Source organism: Janthinobacterium sp. GW823-FHT01H08 (assembly GCF_058797855.1).
On the sequence record NZ_CM179504.1, the window covers coordinates 3,967,556 to 3,986,259 of the forward strand.

At 59.6% G+C, this 18,704-nt stretch carries 18 protein-coding genes; 7 read left to right on the plus strand and 11 right to left on the minus strand.

What is annotated here, in order from left to right:
- Positions 1–3: 3 nt before the first annotated feature.
- Complete coding sequence (locus tag AC3RCG_RS17720) at positions 4–1,869, minus strand: serine hydrolase domain-containing protein (RefSeq protein WP_492402831.1); 1,866 nt, start codon at positions 1,867–1,869, stop codon at positions 4–6.
- A gap of 86 nt (positions 1,870–1,955) precedes the next feature.
- On the opposite strand from AC3RCG_RS17720, the gene AC3RCG_RS17725 reads away from it, so the two are divergent.
- The gene (locus tag AC3RCG_RS17725) at positions 1,956–2,318 is read left to right on the plus strand and encodes a DUF4870 family protein (protein ID WP_492402829.1); all 363 of its coding nucleotides are present in this window, start codon (positions 1,956–1,958) and stop codon (positions 2,316–2,318) included.
- 92 nt (positions 2,319–2,410) lie between these two features.
- Here the strand turns inward: AC3RCG_RS17725 and AC3RCG_RS17730 are convergent, their stop codons facing one another.
- The 4 genes from AC3RCG_RS17730 to rimO all read right to left on the minus strand — a co-directional run bounded on the left by AC3RCG_RS17730 (position 2,411) and on the right by rimO (position 6,672).
- Positions 2,411–3,007: a Swt1 family HEPN domain-containing protein gene (locus AC3RCG_RS17730; RefSeq protein ID WP_492402827.1), complete on the minus strand. Its 597-nt coding sequence runs from the start codon at positions 3,005–3,007 to the stop codon at positions 2,411–2,413.
- A 1-nt stretch (position 3,008) separates the two neighbouring features.
- Positions 3,009–3,656 carry a DUF5343 domain-containing protein gene (locus tag AC3RCG_RS17735; RefSeq protein WP_492402825.1) on the minus strand — a complete coding sequence of 216 codons (648 nt, stop codon included), beginning with the start codon at positions 3,654–3,656 and terminating at the stop codon, positions 3,009–3,011.
- Positions 3,657–3,961: 305 nt separating this feature from the next.
- Positions 3,962–5,128, minus strand: a complete 1,167-nt coding sequence (locus AC3RCG_RS17740; RefSeq protein WP_492402823.1) for a cystathionine beta-lyase — start codon at positions 5,126–5,128, stop codon at positions 3,962–3,964.
- Positions 5,129–5,316: 188 nt separating this feature from the next.
- Positions 5,317–6,672 (minus strand): 30S ribosomal protein S12 methylthiotransferase RimO, encoded by a 1,356-nt coding sequence (gene rimO, locus AC3RCG_RS17745; protein WP_170846336.1) that lies wholly within the window; start codon positions 6,670–6,672, stop codon positions 5,317–5,319.
- A 307-nt stretch (positions 6,673–6,979) separates the two neighbouring features.
- Here rimO and AC3RCG_RS17750 point away from each other — a divergent pair, with 307 nt between their 5' ends.
- Complete coding sequence (locus AC3RCG_RS17750; RefSeq protein ID WP_492402821.1) at positions 6,980–8,575, plus strand: hypothetical protein; 1,596 nt, start codon at positions 6,980–6,982, stop codon at positions 8,573–8,575.
- A gap of 91 nt (positions 8,576–8,666) precedes the next feature.
- Here the strand turns inward: AC3RCG_RS17750 and phaR are convergent, their stop codons facing one another.
- Positions 8,667–9,230, minus strand: a complete 564-nt coding sequence (gene phaR, locus AC3RCG_RS17755) for a polyhydroxyalkanoate synthesis repressor PhaR (RefSeq protein WP_010399000.1) — start codon at positions 9,228–9,230, stop codon at positions 8,667–8,669.
- 224 nt (positions 9,231–9,454) lie between these two features.
- Positions 9,455–11,200, minus strand: coding sequence for a class I poly(R)-hydroxyalkanoic acid synthase (gene phaC, locus AC3RCG_RS17760; protein WP_492402819.1), 1,746 nt, complete (start codon positions 11,198–11,200; stop codon positions 9,455–9,457).
- Positions 11,201–11,417: 217 nt separating this feature from the next.
- Between phaC and AC3RCG_RS17765 the strand changes: the two genes are divergently transcribed.
- A complete protein-coding gene (locus AC3RCG_RS17765; protein ID WP_227741988.1) occupies positions 11,418–11,651 on the plus strand; it encodes a hypothetical protein in 234 nt (77 codons plus the stop codon).
- Positions 11,652–11,667: 16 nt separating this feature from the next.
- Here the strand turns inward: AC3RCG_RS17765 and pgeF are convergent, their stop codons facing one another.
- Positions 11,668–12,450: a peptidoglycan editing factor PgeF gene (pgeF, locus tag AC3RCG_RS17770; RefSeq protein ID WP_492402817.1), complete on the minus strand. Its 783-nt coding sequence runs from the start codon at positions 12,448–12,450 to the stop codon at positions 11,668–11,670.
- Complete coding sequence (locus AC3RCG_RS17775; protein ID WP_492402815.1) at positions 12,450–13,475, minus strand: RluA family pseudouridine synthase; 1,026 nt, start codon at positions 13,473–13,475, stop codon at positions 12,450–12,452. The genes pgeF and AC3RCG_RS17775 overlap by 1 nt, the downstream gene beginning before the upstream one ends.
- Positions 13,476–13,564: 89 nt before the next feature.
- Here AC3RCG_RS17775 and AC3RCG_RS17780 point away from each other — a divergent pair, with 89 nt between their 5' ends.
- A complete protein-coding gene (locus AC3RCG_RS17780; protein WP_070220227.1) occupies positions 13,565–14,368 on the plus strand; it encodes an outer membrane protein assembly factor BamD in 804 nt (267 codons plus the stop codon).
- Positions 14,369–14,403: 35 nt separating this feature from the next.
- Here AC3RCG_RS17780 and yaaA read toward each other — a convergent pair whose 3' ends face one another.
- On the minus strand, positions 14,404–15,174 hold the full coding sequence (gene yaaA / locus AC3RCG_RS17785; RefSeq protein WP_070220229.1) for a peroxide stress protein YaaA: 771 nt from the start codon (positions 15,172–15,174) through the stop codon (positions 14,404–14,406).
- Positions 15,175–15,204: 30 nt separating this feature from the next.
- Here yaaA and AC3RCG_RS17790 point away from each other — a divergent pair, with 30 nt between their 5' ends.
- The 3 genes from AC3RCG_RS17790 to AC3RCG_RS17800 all read left to right on the plus strand — a co-directional run bounded on the left by AC3RCG_RS17790 (position 15,205) and on the right by AC3RCG_RS17800 (position 18,046).
- Positions 15,205–15,639, plus strand: a complete 435-nt coding sequence (locus AC3RCG_RS17790) for a putative toxin-antitoxin system toxin component, PIN family (RefSeq protein ID WP_492402812.1) — start codon at positions 15,205–15,207, stop codon at positions 15,637–15,639.
- A gap of 83 nt (positions 15,640–15,722) precedes the next feature.
- The gene (locus AC3RCG_RS17795; protein WP_492402810.1) at positions 15,723–16,901 is read left to right on the plus strand and encodes a pyridoxal phosphate-dependent aminotransferase; all 1,179 of its coding nucleotides are present in this window, start codon (positions 15,723–15,725) and stop codon (positions 16,899–16,901) included.
- Between the two features lie 41 nt (positions 16,902–16,942).
- Positions 16,943–18,046 (plus strand): HD-GYP domain-containing protein, encoded by a 1,104-nt coding sequence (locus AC3RCG_RS17800; protein WP_070220233.1) that lies wholly within the window; start codon positions 16,943–16,945, stop codon positions 18,044–18,046.
- 38 nt (positions 18,047–18,084) lie between these two features.
- Here AC3RCG_RS17800 and AC3RCG_RS17805 read toward each other — a convergent pair whose 3' ends face one another.
- A complete protein-coding gene (locus tag AC3RCG_RS17805) occupies positions 18,085–18,549 on the minus strand; it encodes a nuclear transport factor 2 family protein (RefSeq protein WP_492402808.1) in 465 nt (154 codons plus the stop codon).
- Positions 18,550–18,704: the final 155 nt, after the last annotated feature.

The window sequence follows — 18,704 nt, forward strand, 5'->3', positions numbered from 1 at the left end:
CGCCTACAGCTGCCACAGACGCAGCGGCAGCAAGCCCCACCAGGCCAGCACCAGCAGCAGTTGCAAGGCCGCCAGCAAGGCCACCCAATCCCATTTCGCCCATGAGCCCGCCTCGGCCGCCGTACCGCGGCTGCGCCAGCAGAGGGCCAGGCCGAACGCCGTGGCCAGCGGCAGCGCGCCCGTCGCCAATGTCAGCAGCACGCTGGCCACGGTGACGTCGCCCAGGCGCAGATAGGACTGGAAATAGAAAAACGGCAGCGGCAAGAGCAGCGCCAGCAGCGACAACAGGGGCGCGAACAGATGGTCGCCCCGTCCCAGGCTGCGCAGCGCGGCGCGCCAGACGCCCACCACCAGCACGTACAGCAAGCCGGCAGCCCCCAGGGCCAGGCTGCCCCACAGCACCAGCATGCGCAACATCGACGCGCGCTCATAGCTGCGCAAACCGTCGCTGAGCACATGCTTGCCATCTTCCTGCATCAGCACATGCGATGGCGTGCTGCGGTCGCTGGCGCGGAACAGCAAGCCGCCCACCGGTTCCAGCTCCTTCGGCTCCCCCTGGAACGGGATCAGGAACAGCGATTCGCCATCCCATTTGAGGCGCGTAAAGCCGAAGACGGCATCGACCCAGGCCATGCTGGCCATGGCGCTGGGCGACGGCACGTAGACGCCCTGCCAGTTTTCCACCGTGGGTGCGGGCGTGCCCTGCGGGGCCGGCGCACGCAGGGGCAGTTCCAGGTCGCGCAGCAGCAGGCGGTTGAAGCGTTCATAGTCGGCCCGCTCCGCATCCGTGTTGAAGGCCACGAAGAAGGCGCTGTCCTGCTCCGGATAGATGCACAGCATGGCGCGGAAACCCACGGCCGTGCCAGGGTGGCAGGCGCCCACGACATTGTGGCGGTCGCGCACGGCCAGCGCCAGACCGTGGCCCGTCGCCAGGCCCGCCTGCGCCGCATCCGTGCCGGCCGGTTCGGACAAGGCGCCCATCAGGGCCAGGTCGATGAACTGCGTACCCTGCAGCTTGCCGTCGCCCATCAGGAACTGCGCCAGCTTGCCCATGTCGGCCGCCGTGGTGGTAAATTGCGCGGCAGGACGCAGGTACTGGGGCACGGCCGGCTGCGCCACGCCATGCTCGAAATAACCCATGGCCAGGCGCGGGTCTGCATGCGGGCCTGCCTGGCTGACAAAAGCAAACGTGCTGTCCGCCAGGCCCAGCGGCTGCAGCAGTTGCGCATCGAGGTAGCGTTCATACGGCTGGCCCGTGACTCGCTCGATCACCATGCCCAGCAAGCCATAGCCCATATTCGAGTAGGCGTAGCGGCTGCCGGGCCGCGTGCGCACGCGCAGCAGATTGCCGCCGCCGTCAAAAGCGGCGGCCAACGGCGTGTCCGGCGCCGGTTGCAGGCTGAAGGCCTGCCAGAAGCGCACATTATCGAGACCGGACGTATGCGCCAGCAGGTGGCGGATGCGCACAGGATCGCTGGCCAGCCACGGATTTCTCAGCGCCAGTTCGGGCAGCACTTGCTGCAGGGGCGTGTCGAGCGTGAGCTTGTCTTCGCTGATCAGGCGCAAGACGCCCAGCGCCAGCGCCACCTTGCCCACTGAGCCCACCTGCATGCGCGTATCGGCCTGCATCGGTACTTGCCTGGCGGCGTCGCGCAGGCCGGACGCGCCGACTTTGACTGTGCCGTCGGGCAAAACTTCGCTCCAGACGGCGCCCGCCAGTCCCTCTTCCTTCAAGCCGGCGGCAAATTCCGCCTCGAGGGCAGGAGCGGCGGCATGGGCGACAGTGGCCCACAGCAGCAAGGCCGGCACGGCGCGCCGCAGCCAGGACCCGGCGCGCGCGGCCAGGGTGGAATATTGATTTCGCTTCAACAATGTACTCTGCCTTTTTCCATGGACTGCGCTGCCTCGCCGCTTTGCTTGTTACAATTAAAAATTGCGCAACGACGGGAGCTTTCATGTCACAAGATATTATTTTGGATACCCAACTCCAGCAGACCAAGAATCTGGCCTGGTGGTTGTACCTGATACATGGCGCCAGCTTCGTGTTTTCGCTGGGCGCGTTTTCCTTCATTCCGCTCATCATCAATTATGTGAAGCGGGACGAGGCGGCCGGGACCTTCGTGTTCAGCCATCACAGCTGGATGATCCGTTCCTTCTGGTGGTATGCGGCCTGGATCGTCGTCGGCGCCATCCTGTGGATCACGCTGATCGGCATTCCGCTGGCCATCATCGTGTGGGGCGTGGCCTGGCTGTGGAAAGCCTACCGCCTGCTGCGCGGCTTCCTCGACCTGAACAACAACAAGCCCGTGCCCATGTAATTGACTATTGCTATGACCAAGTAAAATTTCAATGATGAAATTAGGCCCTTTCATTGAAAGTGAAAGGCGCCTAATTTTCATTTAAACAGTCACTACTCTACCAATCTAAACCAATCACGCAGACTAAGTTCGAGTCTAAGTTTCTCGTCCTCAGCAAGAAGACTACAATGTGCAATAGGATTTCTTAAAGTGTTTAAGTTAAAAATAACCTTCTCAACAGCCTTAATATTATTAAAAATACTCGCAAAAATTGACCAATTTGATTTTATTATTTCTCCGAGCTCACCAAAATTAGTATAATCAAGCTCATCCTGTGAACGAGGCGTAATTCCCGACTCGCGTTCTCGTTGAATTCGCTTCTTCACCTCAATATGTATTTGCTGAGGAATAACATGCGAATCATTCCACCAATCTTCTCCCTTAGTGCCCTCTAAAAGATCAGCAATTTGTTTGCGTATAGTTTTTTCCAAACAATAGAATAATTCATAACTTCTAGCCATTGAGGCTGCCTCCGCTCTAAGCTCCTCTTCAAATTGAGGAAAATATGCTTTGGCTATTGCATTTCCCTCAACCATTTCAGAATCCAAGGTACGAAGATTTATATCAAACATTTTCTCCAGCATATCAATATCAGACTCAATGAGCATATTAGTCATGCCAAATGCTTTTACCCTCTCTTCAAAAGACATATCAACCTCCTAGAAGATGATTTTTCAAGCTCTTGAAAATAGCATTAAATACCTCAACATCTTTAGTGGCTGGAAGATTCAGATTTATTGTGTACGATAAATTTATTCCTTTTGTTGCATTTGAATGCGAATGAGATAATGGCTGAGAAGGCAATGGTATTTCAACGATTGTTTTATGATGAGGCTCTGATACGCTTGACTCGACCTCTGCATTTTCCAAAGAATCAAAATCGGATAACTTTCTCAACATATTAAAAGTCGCTAAAGTATATTTGGTGGCAGCGGCATCTTTTTCGCCTCCAGTACACTCAACAATCAAGCCCAACGCTTCATTATCAGAAACATCATGAACGTATTCATTCATTTCATATAGGCGTTCATAAAGCTTTTTGAATGCGCGCCCAACTGCAATTCTAGATTTTGCAGGATTTCGAAATTCACGATAGGACTCTGTTGGCGTTCCATCACTGGCAACAAAACCCATCTTCTTTAAAAAAGGAATGCAAGAAGCAGCACTCCCGCCCTTCATCGCAAGCTTCGTCTTCACAAAATCTTGCGTGAATCGCTCTGGAACAGATGCCGTTCTTATTTTTTCCAGTATGTTTTCAAGAGTACCAACAGACGTGCTATAAGGGAGATTCTCTGCCATAGGTCACCATTGTTAAATTATTGAAAGGAAGTCATTAACAAAAATCCGCAAGGAAACACATCTTGACGGCAAGCCAAGTATATTTCAAAAAATCCGAAAAAAATCAACCCCTCCTCTATTTTTTATTATCAATATGGGATTGAATTATTTTCCACATGCAAGCCATCAAAAAGGACTTCTATGCATTGAATTGCCACTGAATCCTGAGTAATTTAAAACCGTAAGACAAAAAATTAGGGCATGACAGTGCTATGTTCATCCCAACAAAAAAAATGTCTTTTTAGGATTTTTTTTGGCGCCCCCTCCTACATCATCGCGAACGCCCGTTCGATATCGGCGATCAGATCCTGCGGATCTTCCAGCCCCACATTCAGGCGCACCAGCTGGCCCGGCAACTGCCAGCCCTTGCGCATGGCGGCGATGCGGTACGGCATCACAAGGCTGTTCGCGCCACCCCAGCTGTAGCCAATCTTGAACAACTGCAAGGCATCGACGAAACGGTCCGTCTGCGCCTCCGTGTAGCGCGCGTCGAACAGCACGGAAAACAGGCCGCCCGCGCCCTTGAAATCGCGCTGCCAGATGGCGTGACCCGGGCAATCGGCGAAAGCCGGATGCAGCACCGTGGCAATCTCCGGCCGGCTCTTGAGCCAGGCGGCCACCGTGCGCGCGCCCGCATCGTGGGCGTCGAAGCGCAGCTTCATGGTCGGCAAGCCGCGCAGCACCAGGTAGGCGTCGTCCGCCCCCACGCCCATGCCCAGACGCATGTGCGCCTGCGCCAGGCGGTCGTGCAGCGCCCGCTCGCGCGTGATCAGGGCGCCCATCAGCACATCCGAGCCGCCCGACTGATATTTCGTCAGCGCCTGCATGATGATGTCCACGCCCAGGTCGAAGCCGCGCAGGGCCAGGCCCGCCGACCAGGTGTTGTCCAAAGCGACGAGCACGCCGCGCGCGTGGGCGGCCGCGCAGATGGCGGGCAAGTCCGGCACTTCCATCGTCACGGAGCCCGGTGCTTCCGTCCAGATGAGCTTGGTATTTTCCTGGATCAAGGCGGCGATCCCGGCGCCGATGAGCGGATCGTAATAGCGGGCCGTGATGCCGAAATCCTGCGCCAGCCAGCGTCCCAGTTCGCGGTTCGGGTTGTAGATATTTTCCGGCAATAGCACGTCGTCGCCCGTCTTCAGCAAGGCAAAGTCCGCCATGGCGATGGCCGCCAGGCCCGACGGCGCCAGCAGGCAGTGCGTGCCGCCTTCGATCTCGGCCAGCCGCGCTTCCAGGGTGAACGTGGTGGGCGTGCCGTGCAAGCCGTAGGTATAGGCGTTCTTTTCTTTCCAGTCGCCCGAGCGCATGGCCGCCACGTCCTTGAACAGCACGGTCGATGCGTGATGGATGGCGTTGGGAAACGCGGCAAAGCCTTGCGGCGCCTGGTAATCGCTGTGGATCAGCGCGGTTTGCGGAGATTTGGGTGTGGTCATGGCGTCAGGAATAAAAAAAGGCGGATCAGCCTGTGCTGGTCCGCCTTGATTGTAAGGGCTTATGCCCTTGCCTGCCGTACGTATGACAGAGTGTTACACCTGCATAAAAAACCTTCAGGCCAAGGCGCGCTGCCGATGACAGTACTTTACTGTACGGCAAGGCAGCGCAACGCAGGCATGGACGTTTTTTACTCGGCGGCGCCCCACAGGTCGTGCGCATCGGCCGAGGTAATTGTCACGTCGACGAACTGGCCCACGGCCAGCTTGCGATGCGGCTCGAACGGCGGCTTCACATACACGACGCCGTCGATTTCCGGCGCGTCGGCGGACGACCGGCCCACGCCGCCGGAGCGGGTGACTTCATCGATGAGCACGCGCACGGTCTTGCCGACCTTGGCTTGCAGGCGTTTCTTGGAAATTTCTTCCTGCAGCAGCATCACGCGGCCGCGGCGCTCTTCGCGCAGCTCTTCCGGCACGGGGTTGGCGATGGCATTGGCCGTCGCGCCTTCGACGGGCGAATAGGCGAAGCAGCCGAGGCGGTCGATCTGCGCTTCCTTGAGGAAGTCGAGCAGATACTCGAATTCCGCTTCCGTTTCGCCAGGGAAACCGGCGATGAAGGTCGAACGGATGGTCAGGTCCGGGTTGATGGCGCGCCAGGCCTGGATGCGGTCGAGGTTTTTCTCGCCGCTGGCCGGGCGCTTCATGCGTTTCAATACGTCAGGGTGCGCATGCTGCATCGGAATATCGAGGTATGGCAGGATGTGGCCGCCGCTCATCATCGGGATGATCTGGTCCACGTGCGGGTACGGATACACATAGTGCAGGCGCACCCAGGCGCCGTAGGACTTGGCCAGTTCGCCCAGCGCTTCCGTCAGCTGCGTCATGTGCGTCTTGACGGGACGGCCATTCCAGAAGCCGGAACGGAATTTCACGTCCACGCCGTAGGCCGAGGTGTCTTGCGAAATGACCAGCAATTCCTTGACGCCGGCCTTGAACAAGTTTTCCGCTTCGATCATCAGTTCGCCGATCGGGCGCGAGACGAGGTCGCCGCGCATCGACGGGATGATGCAGAAGCTGCAACGGTGGTTGCAGCCTTCGGAAATTTTCAAATACGCATAGTGCTTCGGCGTCAGCTTGACGCCTTGCGGCGGCACCAGGTCGAGGAACGGCGCATGCGGTTTCGGCAAGTGAAAATGGACGGAATCCATCACTTCGGCCAGCGCGTGCGGACCCGTGACGGACAGCACTTTCGGGTGCACCTTCATGATGATGTCGTCGCCGGCAGCGTCTTTCTTGGCCCCCAGGCAGCCGGTGACGATGACCTTGCCGTTTTCAGCCAGCGCTTCGCCGATGGCGTCGAGCGACTCTTGCACGGCAGCATCGATAAAACCGCAGGTATTGACGATCACCAGATCGGCGCCAGCGTAGGATTTCGCCGTTTCGTAGCCTTCGGCGCGCAGTTGGGTCAGGATTTGTTCGGAGTCGACCAGCGCTTTCGGGCAGCCGAGCGAGACAAAGCCCACTTTCGGCGCCGCACCTGGCATGGCCAGCATGGCCTCGGGCTGGGCGGAAGGAACGGGAATACGGTGAATTTCAGACATAGTTGGCAGCTAGAAAATGGTGAGGCGAATCGGCTATTGTACCCCGAGCCGCCCCTTGCTGTCAGCGCGGGTTCCTTTTGCTGGCGCATCTGCAACGCTACAACCGCAACTTTGTTCCGGCCACTACCGTCATGGCAGTGCGCGAATCAGATCCCGCCCCGCATCACCGGTATCAAGAAATTAAAAAATAATGCCACAAAGAAACTAATGACTGACATATAATTGTTTTTTAAAAAACTAAATCAATCCCATGTCTTTTTCCTTTTCCAATCTGAAAGCGCGACGCTCGGCTGTCGCGGCTTGCGGTCTGAGCGTATTGCTGCTGAGCGGCTGCGCCGTCAACACCTCGGTGGTCGATCCACTGAAAATGAGCGCGCAATCGGGAGATAGCCCGGTGGTGCTCAGCATCACGTCGAACACCAAGGACATTTACGGTTTCAACACGATCAAGCTGCGCCGCGTGGTGGCGGGTGAGCAGCGCAGTGATTTCAAGCTGGTGTCCGAAAACCTGGTGATGAAAAAAGTCGAGAGCGCGATGGCAGGCGATACTTCCCTGTTCATTGGCGCACTACCGCCTGGCGAGTATGAATTCATCGAGTTGATCGACACCCGGGCCAACAAGCTCTTGCGTGTGTATTCGACCATCGTGGGAAGCTTCAAGATCGAAGCGGGCAAATCGGCGGATCTGGGCCGACTGATTGTGACACGCGGCAATTTCGGCGTGCAGTACGGCCGCAGTGCACAGGTAGCATCCAATGCGGAATTGATCCGGCGCTTTGCCCCCGACTACAGCGCCATGTTTGGCGCCGCTGCCAGCCTTGGCTGGAGCACCCCACGCCACGCGCGGGACGATGTCGAGCAATTTGCTCGCGCCCACCCGGCCGGGGCCGAGTGCGTCACCGAAATGCCCGATGGCCGGGTGGCCGCCGCCAGCCGCATGGGCGCTGTCCTGATGCGCTCGACGCAAGGTCAATGGAAGATCATCAATGCGCAAACGGTGGAGTCGCTGTCTTGCGTCTTTCCTGTGGACCTGCCCAATGCCGAGTTGATCGCGGTAGGCGAATCCGGCTCCCTGCTACGCAAGGCGCGTGACAGTGGCAAGCTGTTCCCTGTCGATGCAGGCAACCTGCCGCCCGGCAATCTGCTGCGCATCGGTGGCAACTCCAACGATGGCTGGTACGTGATGCATCGCAAGGGAGATGAGTTAAACATTTTTCATGCGAATCAACTGGACGCTGGCGACTGGCGATCTGTGTACCATACCACCGTGCCCGGATCGTGGCTGCACGGCCCAGGCTTGTTCTGGACATGGCAAGACGCGGGTCGGATCGGCTATGCGCTGGAAAGCGGCTTGATCGGCGAGTTCGATTACCGCACGGGCAAGTTGACCGAACGCTTTAGTCCGCACAAGAAAAACCTGACGGAATTTACCCATCAAGCCAATGGCACAGAAAGCGTCCTGGTAGCGGCCGGCCTGGCAGGAAGATTTCCCGACGCCTATGTTTCACGGGATCGGGGCCAGAACTGGACGACTATCGTTTCGCCATTCAAAGTCCTGATGTCGCCCGTGGCGCCTCTCAATGACGGCAGATTGCTGATGGAGGCCGGCATGTATAACGAGGGCGCACTGCTGGTCAGCAGCGACGAAGGCAAAACCTGGGGGCCGTATGCGCCATACACACTGCGCCACGCACCATTGATTTTCCCCTCCGGCCTCGCTCTCAGCATCCAGGAAGATTTCAAGGGTAACGTCAGCATTTACAGCTCCATGGACAATGCCAGGACATGGAAACTCGAGCATTCAAACCAGGATCTACTTTCCACCTTGCAACAACTGAAGCAATAGCATTCAGCATCGGCAGCCGGCGGCAAGACACCCGCAAAGCACAACGGCACAGGAATTCCTGTGCCGTTGTGTGATACGCATCGGTTGCGGCCTACTTTTTGTCCGTTGGAGGCACCGGCGGAACAAACGGGAACGTGCCGAACAGATTCTTGCTCTGGCTCTGCATCTGTTCCTGCATCTGCACGAACAGGCTCTTGCTCTGGTCAATGTAGTTGTTCATCATGCCTTGCATCATCGGACCCTGGACATTCATGAACTGGGTCCACATTTCCGGGCTGAATGGCTTGCCTTCAAAACTGCCGGCCGACGTGCCCGTGAATTTGTGCTGGATATCGGTGAACGCTTGCACGTTCTTTTCCAGGTAGGATCCCATCATGCCCTGCATGGCGTGGCCATAGTAGCGGATGATCTGCGACAACACGCTGCTCGAGAACATGGGCGCGCCATTCGCTTCCTCTTCCAAAATGATTTGCAGCAAGATGCTGCGCGTCAGATCTTCATTGGATTTGGCATCGACGACGGTAAACACTTCATTGTCCAACACCAGCTGCTTGACGTCCGTCAAGGTGATGTAGGAACTGGTTTGCGTGTCGTACAGACGGCGGTTGGGATATTTTTTAATCAGGCGGTCTATACTTTTTTTTGCACTACTCATCACAAGTTCCACTTATTGCGCCGCAGCGCATACTGAGTTAATCCGAAAAAAAAGCGAACGTGGGTCCGCTTTCGCACCTGCCTACGTTTTCCATTATAGAGTGGAAAACGGCTCCATTGCACATCAGGGTAGTAGATTCCCGCATTTATTGCAACGCAACTAAAAGTAGATTATTGACAAGACCGGAGATTACGCCGGCCTTGCCTGGCAAATCGCTTTGTGAATTAATCCGCCCTGACTTTAACATACCGCCCCGGCGCCGGCTCGATTGCCGCGTGGCGCTTGTTGCCCGGCTTGGCTGGCGCCTTCACCTGGGCGCCGCCGTGTTCGGCCAGGAAGGCCGCCCATTCGGGCCACCAGCTGCCCACGTGCTCGGTCGCGCCTTCCATCCATTGCTCGGCACTCAAGGGTTTGGCTTTCGCTGTGCGGGCGCCTTTGCCTGCGTCGTTGCTCCAGTAGCTGCGCTTTTTCTTCGACGCCGGGTTGATCACGCCGGCGATATGGCCCGAAGCCCCGAGGATAAAACGGTTGGCTTTCGGCTTTTTCGGGTTCAGCAAGGCCGTGCTGGCGTAGGCCGCGCCCCAGGGCACGATATGGTCTTCGCGCGAACCGTAGATGAAAGCGGGCGCATCGATGCTGCTCAGGTCGACTTTTTCCCCGGCCACCGTCAGCTTGCCCGGGATTTTCAGGCTGTTTTCCAGGTAGGTGTTGCGCAGATACCAGCAGAACATGGGGCCCGGCAAACCCGTGCCGTCGCCATTCCAGTACAGCAAGTCAAACGCGGGCGGCTCCTTGCCCTTCAGGTAATTCGACTGCACGTAGTTCCACACGAGGTCGTTCGGCCGCAGGCTCGAGAAAGTGCTGCCCAGGTCGCGGCCCGACATCAGGCCGCCCTTGGCCAGGGCTTGCTCGCGCAGCGCCACTTGCGGCTCGTCGATGAAGACGTCGAGCGCGCCCGCGTCGCAAAAGTCGAGGAAGGTGGTCAGCAGGGTCAGGCTGGCGGCCGGATTCTCGTCGCGCGCCTTGAGCACGGCCAGCGCCGTCGAAACGATGGTGCCGCCCACGCAAAAGCCGAACATATTGAGCTTGTCCTGGCCGGAAATGTCCTGCGTCACCCGGATGGCTTCGATCACGCCCTGCTCCACGTAATCGTCCCACGTCAGGTGCTGCATGCTCATGTCCGGATTGCGCCAGGACATCAGGAACACGGTATTGCCCTGCTCCACCGCATAGCGCACGAGCGAGTTTTCCGGCTGCAAGTCAAGGATATAGAATTTATTGATGCACGGCGGCACCATCAGCAGGGGCCGCTGGTGTACCGTGGGGGTGCTTGGCGTGTACTGGATCAGCTGGAACAAGGCGTTTTCAAACACCACCGTGCCCGGCGTGGTGGCCACGTTGCGGCCCACTTCGAAGGCCGATTCGTCCGATTGCGAGATGCGGCCCTTCTGCATGTCGGCCAGCATATTGCTCAAGCCCTTGGCCAGGCTTTCGCCCTTGGTCTCGATCAGGGTTTGCTGGGCATCGGGATTGGTGGCCAGAAAGTTGGCGGGCGACATGGCGTCGACGATTTGCTGCACGGCAAAGGCAATCTTTTGCTTCTGGTGCGGCGTCGCTTCCACGGCATCGGCCATGGCGCTGAGAAATTCGGCATTGAGCAGATAGGCGGCCGCATTGAAGGCCGACAGGGGGCTGGCGTGCCAGGCGGGCGCGGCAAAGCGGCGGTCTTTCAGCTCCGGCGCCTTGCCAGCCATAAAGTCAGCCCACAAGCCCGTCAGCTTGGCCACGTAGGCATTTTTCAGTTGCTCGATCGCTTCCGGCTTGATGCTGGCGCCCGCATCCTGCAAAATGCCGGCAATCGGATTGCCCTGGGGCTGCGGTACCATGTTGAACCACGTCTTCCACTGCTCAGGATTGCTGATCTGCGCCATCCATTCCTTGGTCATCATTTGAGGATCGGGCATGTTCATAGCTATATAAGTCCATTCAAGAATTGGGGACGCCGAACAAAACCTACTGCGCGTCGGTATAGGCGGCCTGCGATGCTCACCGTACCTTCGTACGGTTGCGCTTCTTAGCCACCTCTCCCTTCCGCTCGCTACGGTTTTGCGCGGCGTCGAAACGTAGTCGAAAAATAGAAAACTTTAATATCAACTGCATGCAAACTCTTACTAATTGCCAATACCAATGATGCTCATGACCGCTGTTGCCTGGATCTATGTCGTCGGCCTCATGGCGCTGACGGAACCGTCCATCGTCGCCGGGGTGATGACCTTCGTGCTGTACTGCGTCATCCCGCTGTCCATCCTATTCTATCTGACGGGCTCGCGGCGACGCAAACGCAAGGCGGCGCGTATCGCTGAACTGAACGCCCGCGCGCTCGCCTCAGCAGACGATAAAACAAAAACGGCAGACACATAAGTGTCTGCCGTGCAGATTATTTGCGCCAGATCAAACTGGCCTGTCTTCCCGTGACGCCGTCGCGCCGGTACGAGTAAAACTGCGCCGCATCGCTGACGGTGCAATATTCCCCGCCCGCCACTTGCGCCACGCCATCGCGCAGCAGCATGGTACGCGCCAGCGCATAAATATTCGCCAGATACTTGCCCGGCTTGCCGGCGATGGCGGCGAACGCATCCGACAACACTTGCCGCTCGACGTCATCGCGCGCGCCGTCGCGGAACGCCTGCAGCACGTCCTGCCCCACTTCGAATTGCTGCGGACCAATGGCCGGCCCCAGCCAGGCGAGGATCTCCGTCGCGCCCTGCGCGCGCATGCTGTCCACCGTGCGCTGCAAGACGCCATTGGCCAGGCCACGCCAGCCCGCATGCGCCGCGCCGACGACCAGGCCATCGCTTGAGCTGAACAGCACGGGCAGGCAATCGGCCGTCATTACCACGCACACGGCGCCCGCCTGCGTGGCGATGCTAGCGTCGGCGTCGGGCACATGGCCGTCCAGCTTGCCAGCATCGGCCACGGCCACGCCATGCACCTGCGACAGCCAGGCCGGCTCGCCAGGCAGGATAGCTGCAAGACGCGCGCGGTTGGCGGCCACATGATCAGGATCGTCGCCCACGTGCGTGCCCAGGTTCAAGCCGCCGCCCTGCCCGTCACCATATGGCCCCTGGCTGACGCCGCCTGCGCGCACGGTCGCCAGCGCGCCCACGTTCGCGGGCAAACCGGGCCAATGGGGAATAATGCAGGGCAACGGCGACGTCATCAGACCTGTTCCGGCTCGGGAATGCCGGCCGTGGCGATCAATTGCGCGAAATCATCGGCCAGCGGCACGATCCATTCGCACGCTTCCAGGGTGCCCGGATGCACGAGGCCCAGGCGGCGCGCCTGCAGCGCCTGGCGCGAGAAGACAGATACCAGGTGCGGCTTGCCGTACACGTAATCACCGACCAGCGCAAAGCCCAGATGCTGCATGTGCACGCGGATCTGGTGGGTGCGTCCTGTTTCCAGGCGACATTGCATCAGACTCACGGGACGGCGGTCGAGTTCGCCGCTGCCGATCAATTCATAGTGCGTGATGGCGGGCTTGGCGGTGAAATTCTCCGACACGGCCATCTTGACCCGGTCGCGCGGGTGGCGCGCGATGGACGCATCGATGGTGCCCGCCATTTTCGGCGTGCCCCACACGAGCGCGAAATATTCGCGCTTGACGGTGCGTGCCTGCAACTGGCGCACGAGGTCCGTTTGCGAAGCCAGGGTCTTGCCGACCACCATCAGGCCGCTCGTATCCTTGTCCAGGCGGTGCACGATGCCGGCGCGCGGCACGCCGGCCAGTTGCGGGCAGTGGTGCAGCAAGCCGTTGAGCAGGGTGCCCGACCAGTTGCCGGGGCCCGGATGCACGACCAGTCCGGCCGGTTTGTTGATGACGATGATATGCTCATCTTCGTGCACGATGTTCAATTCCATCGCTTCCGGCTTAAAAGCCTCGTCTTCCGGCGCGCTTTGCGGCAGAATGACGATCTTCTCGTCGCCATAGGCGGTCATGTTGCGTTTGGCAACTTTTCCATCGACGGTCACGAAACCGGCTTCCAGCCACAATTGCAAGCGGCTGCGCGAGTATTGCGGCACCAGCTGGGCGATGACTTTATCGAGGCGGTGGCCGCAGGCGTCCGGCGTCAGTTCCAATGTAATCGGGGCCATTTCCTCGAAGACGTCGTCGGCGGCAAAATCGCCGTCAAACGCCTCTTCGGCGGCATGGTCAGAAAGGGAGTCAAACGCGGGGTCAGCCAAATTAGGCTTCGGAGTTAATATCACAGCATTCCCATCGGCTATAATCAGCCTATTGTAAAATCTTGGTTAAAACCTTCTTGCAAAACGTCATGCAAAAAAAATTATCGTTGGTAGTCGCTTCAGTCGTTCTGCTCGGCATGTCCGCTTGCAGCTTGTTGCCTGAAAAAGTGGATGAGACCAAAAACTGGTCCGTTACGAAATTATACTCGGAGGCGCGTGAAGAAATGGCCGGGCAGCACTATGAAGCTGCAATCGGCCTGTTCCAGAAGCTGGAGGCTAACTATCCTTTCGGCAACTATGCTCTGCAAGCGCAGATGGAGATCGCTTACGCGTATTATAAGTCGGGAGACCAGGCGCAGGCATTGGCTGCCGTCGAACGCTTCATCAAGTTGCATCCGAACCACGCCAATGTAGACTATATGTACTACTTGCGCGGCCTGATCAGCTTTAACGACCAGATCAGCTTCCTGAACTTCCTGTACGAGCAAGATCCGACCGAGCGCGATCCGAAAGCCACGCGCGAAGCGTTTGCGGCCTTCAAGCAACTGGTCGACAAGTTCCCAAATAGCAAATACGCGCCCGATTCGCTGGCCCGCATGAACTATTTGATCGATGCCATGGCGAAATACGAAGTGCACGTGGCGCGCTATTACTACCGCCGCGGCGCCTACCTGGCCGCCGCCAACCGCGCGCAAACGACGGTCAAGGACTTTGCCGCCTCGCCCGCCATCGAAGAAGCGCTGTTCATCATGTACCGCTCGTACGACAAGCTGGGCTTGACCGACCTGCGCGACGACACCTTGCGCGTGCTGACCAAGAACTACCCGAACACGGCATTCCTCAGCCCGGAAGGGGTGAACAAGGAACGCAAGTGGTGGAAATTCTGGCAGTAAAATAAGAAAAAACCGGGCTAGCCCGGTTTTTTTACTTATTCGCCGACCTTGCGCCGGAACACCCAGCTGGTGTCGTTCGACGCTTCCGGCACGAAACCGTAGCCGTCCACGTCGAACTGCTTGAGCTGCTGCGGATCGCGGATATTGTGGACGGCCGCATAGCGGGCCAGCATGCCGCGCGCGCGCTTGGCGTAGAACGAGATGATTTTATATTTGCCGTTCTTCCAGTCCTCGAACACGGGCGCGATGACGGGCACGTCCAGCTGGCGCGGCTTGACGGATTTGAAATATTCTTCGGAAGCAAGATTGACCAGCACTTGCGCGCCCTGCTCCTTCGCTGTGCGGTTCAGGCCGTTGGTGATGGTGTCGCCCCAGAACGCATACAAATCCTTGCCGCGCGTGGTGGACAGCCGCGTGCCCATTTCCAGGCGGTGCGGGTGGATCAGGTCCAGCGGGCGCAGCAAGCCGTACAGGCCAGATAAAATGCGCACGCGCGACTGGGCATAGTCGAGCTGGGCCGGCTGCAGGCTGCGCGCCTCGAAACCGGCATACACGTCGCCATTGAAAGCCATGATGGCCTGGCGCGCGTCCTCCAGTTGCGGCGTCCAGGACGCGTAGCGGGCCACGTTGAGGGCCGACAAGGCGTCGGAAATGCCCATCAGGCTGCCCACTTCGGCGGGCGAGAACTGGCGCATGCGGGCTATGAGCTGGGCAGAATGGTCGAGAAAATCGGGGGTGCTGTGCAACGAGGTTGTTGGCGGCGTCTCCAGGTCGAGACTCTTGGCGGGCGAAAGCACGATCAACATAAATTATCACTACAGAATAGAATTGCCGACATGATACCTGCTCCACAAAAACTCGTCCTCGACACCAACGTTTGCCTCGACCTGTTCGTCTTCAACGACCCGCGCTGGGCGGGCCTGCTGGCGGCCATGGAAAGCGGCGCCGTGCACGCCATCACGCGCGAAGATTGCCGCGCGGAATATCTGGTCGTGCTGCATTACAAGCATTTGCCGCTCGATGAAGCCAGCCGCGCCGTCGCCGCCGCCCGCTTCGACGCCCACATCAGCGTCGTGGCGCCGCCCGTGTCCGGCGTGCGCCTGCCCGTCTGCACGGACAAGGATGACCAGAAATTCCTCGAACTGGCGCGCGACGCCAACGCCGACATCCTCCTCACCAAGGACAAGGCGCTGCTGAAACTGGCCCGCAAGACGGCCAAGGCCGGCATGTTCAAGATCATGGTGCCGGAAGGCTGGGCATTGCCGGGCTGAGCCGCCAAAGCCCCGCACGCGACGGGGCGCGCTGCGCTAGAATGGGAAACGATTCCACTTTCCGCACCGCGACCCTACCGTTCATGAACAGCCCGTCCCTGCCCCACCTGACTCCCACCCTGACCACCCGCTTGCCTCTGGTGGGCACCACCGTGTTTACCCGCATGTCCAGCCTGGCGGCACAGCATGGCGCCGTCAACCTGGGCCAGGGCTTTCCGGACTTCGATTGCGACCCGGCACTGGTCGAACGGGTCAGCGACGCCATGCGCGCCGGCCACAACCAGTATCCGATGATGACGGGCGCCGCGCCCCTGCGCGAGGCGATTGCCGCGAAGATCGCCAGCCTGTACGGCCACGCCTACGATGCGGGCACGGAAATCACCGTCACGGCCGGCGCCACGCAGGCACTGACCACGGCGATTTTATGCTGCGTGCATCCGGGCGACGAAGTCATCGTCATCGAACCGGCCTACGACAGCTACCTGCCCGCCATCGCGCTGGCCGGCGGCGTGCCCGTGCTGGTGTCCATGCAAGTGGGTGAACAGGGTTACAGCGTGCCGTGGGACAAGCTCGCTGCCGCCGTCAGCCCCAAGACGCGCTTGATCATCATCAATACGCCGCATAACCCGACGGGCACGATTTTGCGCCCGGCCGACGTGGCCGCGCTGGCCGACATCGTGCGCGGCACGCAAATCCTGATTTTATCGGACGAAGTCTACGAGCACATGGTGTACGACGGCGTGCCGCACGCCTCGCTCTCGCGCCACCCTGAACTGGCGGCGCGCAGCTTCATCGTATCCAGCTTCGGCAAGACGTATCACGTGACGGGCTGGAAAGTCGGCTACGTGGCGGCGCCCGCGGCGCTGACGGTGGAATTTCGCAAGGTGCACCAGTACAACGTGTTTACCGTCAACACGCCCATGCAGCACGGCATTGCCGGCTACATGGCCGACCCGCAGCCCTACCTGGACTTGCCCGCGTTTTACCAGCGCAAGCGCGATTTGTTCCGCGACGGCCTGGCGGGCAGCCGCTTTACCCTGCTGCCGGCCGACGGCACGTATTTCCAGTGCGTGCGCTACGATGCCATTTCGCAAGAGACTGAAGCGCAGTTCGCCGAATGGCTGACGGCGGAAATCAAGGTGGCCGCCATTCCCGTCTCCGCGTTTTACGCGCAGGGCAAGGAGTCGGGCATCGTGCGCTTCTGCTTTGCCAAGCAGGACGAGACCTTGCGCCTGGCGATGGAGCGCCTGCGCAGCATTTAACGACAGTATTTCTCCGCCACGGCGGAGCAAAGGATGACAGCATGGTACAGCGTCGCATCGGCCCGGCCGACCTGGTTCCCGGCGAACCCCTGCCCTGGGATCTGTTTCTGGCTGACCACAGCGCCGGCCCGCAACTGCGCAAGGGGCAGATCATCACGGACGGTGCGCAGCTGGGACGGCTCATGCAATTGGGCCTGTACGTGGGCACGCCGGAGCAGCCGTCCGTGTTGCGCTTGCTCAATGAAGCGGCGCAGCGCCTGGAGCGCCTGCTGCTGGCCTTGCGCAGCGAAAGCAATGCCGAGCGCGACGTGCGCGACATCGCCCGCGAACTGCTGCGCGCACTCGAACACGATGCCGACATCGCCCTGGCCAGCATCCTGCTCAACCAGATCGCCGGCAGCTACGCCGTGCGCCACTGCATCGAAACGGCCTTGCTGGCCATGCTGGTGGGCCGCAGCATGCACAAGTCCCACGATGAACTCTTATTGATCGGCGCGGCCGCGCTGACGATGAACGTGGGCATGCTGCGCCACCACGACAGTTTCCAGGACCGGCGCGGCCCCCTGAACGACGAAGAAATGCGTATCGTGCGCCAGCATCCGCAGGAAAGCACGGAACTGTTGCGCTGCGCCGGCGTCGACGACGAGGAATGGCTCAGTTGCGTGCTGCTGCACCATGAAAACGACGACGGCAGCGGTTACCCGCAGGGGCGCACGGCCGACGAAATCCTGCAAAACGCCAAGCTGATCGGCCTGGCCGACCGCTATTGCGCGCGCGTCTCGGCGCGCAACTACCGCCGCTCCATCGTGCCCGACCAGGCGCTGCAGCACATCTTCCTCGACCAGGGCGTACCCATCGATCCGCTGCTGGGGGAACGGTTCGTCAATCTGCTGGGCAAGTATCCGCCCGGTACTCTGGTGCGCCTGCGCAGCGGCGAACTGGGCGTCGTCACGCAGCGGGGCGCCGCCCTCGTGCATCCGCTCAGCGACCCGCTGGGCGCGCCGCTGGCCGCCGCCCAGCTGGCGCAGATGACGCCGCGCGACACGGGCGACAGCCAGTTCGCCATCGTCTCGTCGCTGCATGAAGACGATGCGGGCGTGCACTTCAGCATGCGCCATGTGTGGGGCGATGAAGCGCGGCTGTAGTCTGGCCGGGCAACGCCGGCGGCCAGCGCCACCAAATGTTATTTCGCGGTTTTCGGCGGACGGATGCCCGTGTACTGTGCGCTGACGAGCAGCCATTGCTTGTCGACTAGCCGGGCGACGTACCCTGCGCGCATGGCGAAGTTGCGGGCAACCCCTTCCTGATTGACGCGGTAGGACAACCGGGCCGAGATGAGCGCCGTATCGCCAAAGAGGCGCACCGCCGGTTCATCGACCTGGACTTCCGGACTCGGCCGCTTCTGCTCGGGCGCATAGAAGGACAGCATTTTTTCACGCCCGTCCACCTCGCCGACCGGCGATATTTCCACATAATTCTCGGCCGTGACGGCTTTCAACGCGGCTTGATCGAAGCTGCTCTGGGCCTGCGCATGGCGCTGCACCAGGGCCAGCAGTTCCGCATCGGCGGGAGCCGCCTGCGCACCACCCATCGCGCCCAAGGCGCCCAGCAGGCAGGTGGAAAGAAGATATGAAAGGGGTAATTTCATGCGTATGTCATCCTGATCGAGGTCATTGGGAAGCATCCGTTGATGACGGCGCTACCGTCAGCATCGAACACTCGCTTGCGGGCAGCCCATCATGAGGAAACCCACCACATGCTATCGCCTTGCCATTTTCTCGCCCATGCCATTGCGACAAACTG

Excerpts from the sequence above, each read along its gene's own strand:
- phaR (WP_010399000.1), bottom strand. The coding sequence starts at position 9,230 with ATGAGTAGTGCAAAAAAAAGTATAGACCGCCTGATTAAAAAATATCCC.
- yaaA (WP_070220229.1), bottom strand. The coding sequence starts at position 15,174 with ATGTTGATCGTGCTTTCGCCCGCCAAGAGTCTCGACCTGGAGACGCCG.
- AC3RCG_RS17750 (WP_492402821.1), top strand. The coding sequence starts at position 6,980 with ATGTCTTTTTCCTTTTCCAATCTGAAAGCGCGACGCTCGGCTGTCGCG.
- AC3RCG_RS17735 (WP_492402825.1), bottom strand. The coding sequence starts at position 3,656 with ATGGCAGAGAATCTCCCTTATAGCACGTCTGTTGGTACTCTTGAAAAC.
- pgeF (WP_492402817.1), bottom strand. The coding sequence starts at position 12,450 with ATGACGTCGCCGTTGCCCTGCATTATTCCCCATTGGCCCGGTTTGCCC.
- AC3RCG_RS17780 (WP_070220227.1), top strand. The coding sequence starts at position 13,565 with ATGCAAAAAAAATTATCGTTGGTAGTCGCTTCAGTCGTTCTGCTCGGC.
- AC3RCG_RS17740 (WP_492402823.1), bottom strand. The coding sequence starts at position 5,128 with ATGACCACACCCAAATCTCCGCAAACCGCGCTGATCCACAGCGATTAC.
- phaC (WP_492402819.1), bottom strand. The coding sequence starts at position 11,200 with ATGAACATGCCCGATCCTCAAATGATGACCAAGGAATGGATGGCGCAG.
- AC3RCG_RS17800 (WP_070220233.1), top strand. The coding sequence starts at position 16,943 with ATGGTACAGCGTCGCATCGGCCCGGCCGACCTGGTTCCCGGCGAACCC.
- AC3RCG_RS17790 (WP_492402812.1), top strand. The coding sequence starts at position 15,205 with ATGATACCTGCTCCACAAAAACTCGTCCTCGACACCAACGTTTGCCTC.
- AC3RCG_RS17765 (WP_227741988.1), top strand. The coding sequence starts at position 11,418 with ATGATGCTCATGACCGCTGTTGCCTGGATCTATGTCGTCGGCCTCATG.
- AC3RCG_RS17730 (WP_492402827.1), bottom strand. The coding sequence starts at position 3,007 with ATGTCTTTTGAAGAGAGGGTAAAAGCATTTGGCATGACTAATATGCTC.
- AC3RCG_RS17725 (WP_492402829.1), top strand. The coding sequence starts at position 1,956 with ATGTCACAAGATATTATTTTGGATACCCAACTCCAGCAGACCAAGAAT.
- rimO (WP_170846336.1), bottom strand. The coding sequence starts at position 6,672 with ATGCCAGGTGCGGCGCCGAAAGTGGGCTTTGTCTCGCTCGGCTGCCCG.
- AC3RCG_RS17795 (WP_492402810.1), top strand. The coding sequence starts at position 15,723 with ATGAACAGCCCGTCCCTGCCCCACCTGACTCCCACCCTGACCACCCGC.
- AC3RCG_RS17805 (WP_492402808.1), bottom strand. The coding sequence starts at position 18,549 with ATGAAATTACCCCTTTCATATCTTCTTTCCACCTGCCTGCTGGGCGCC.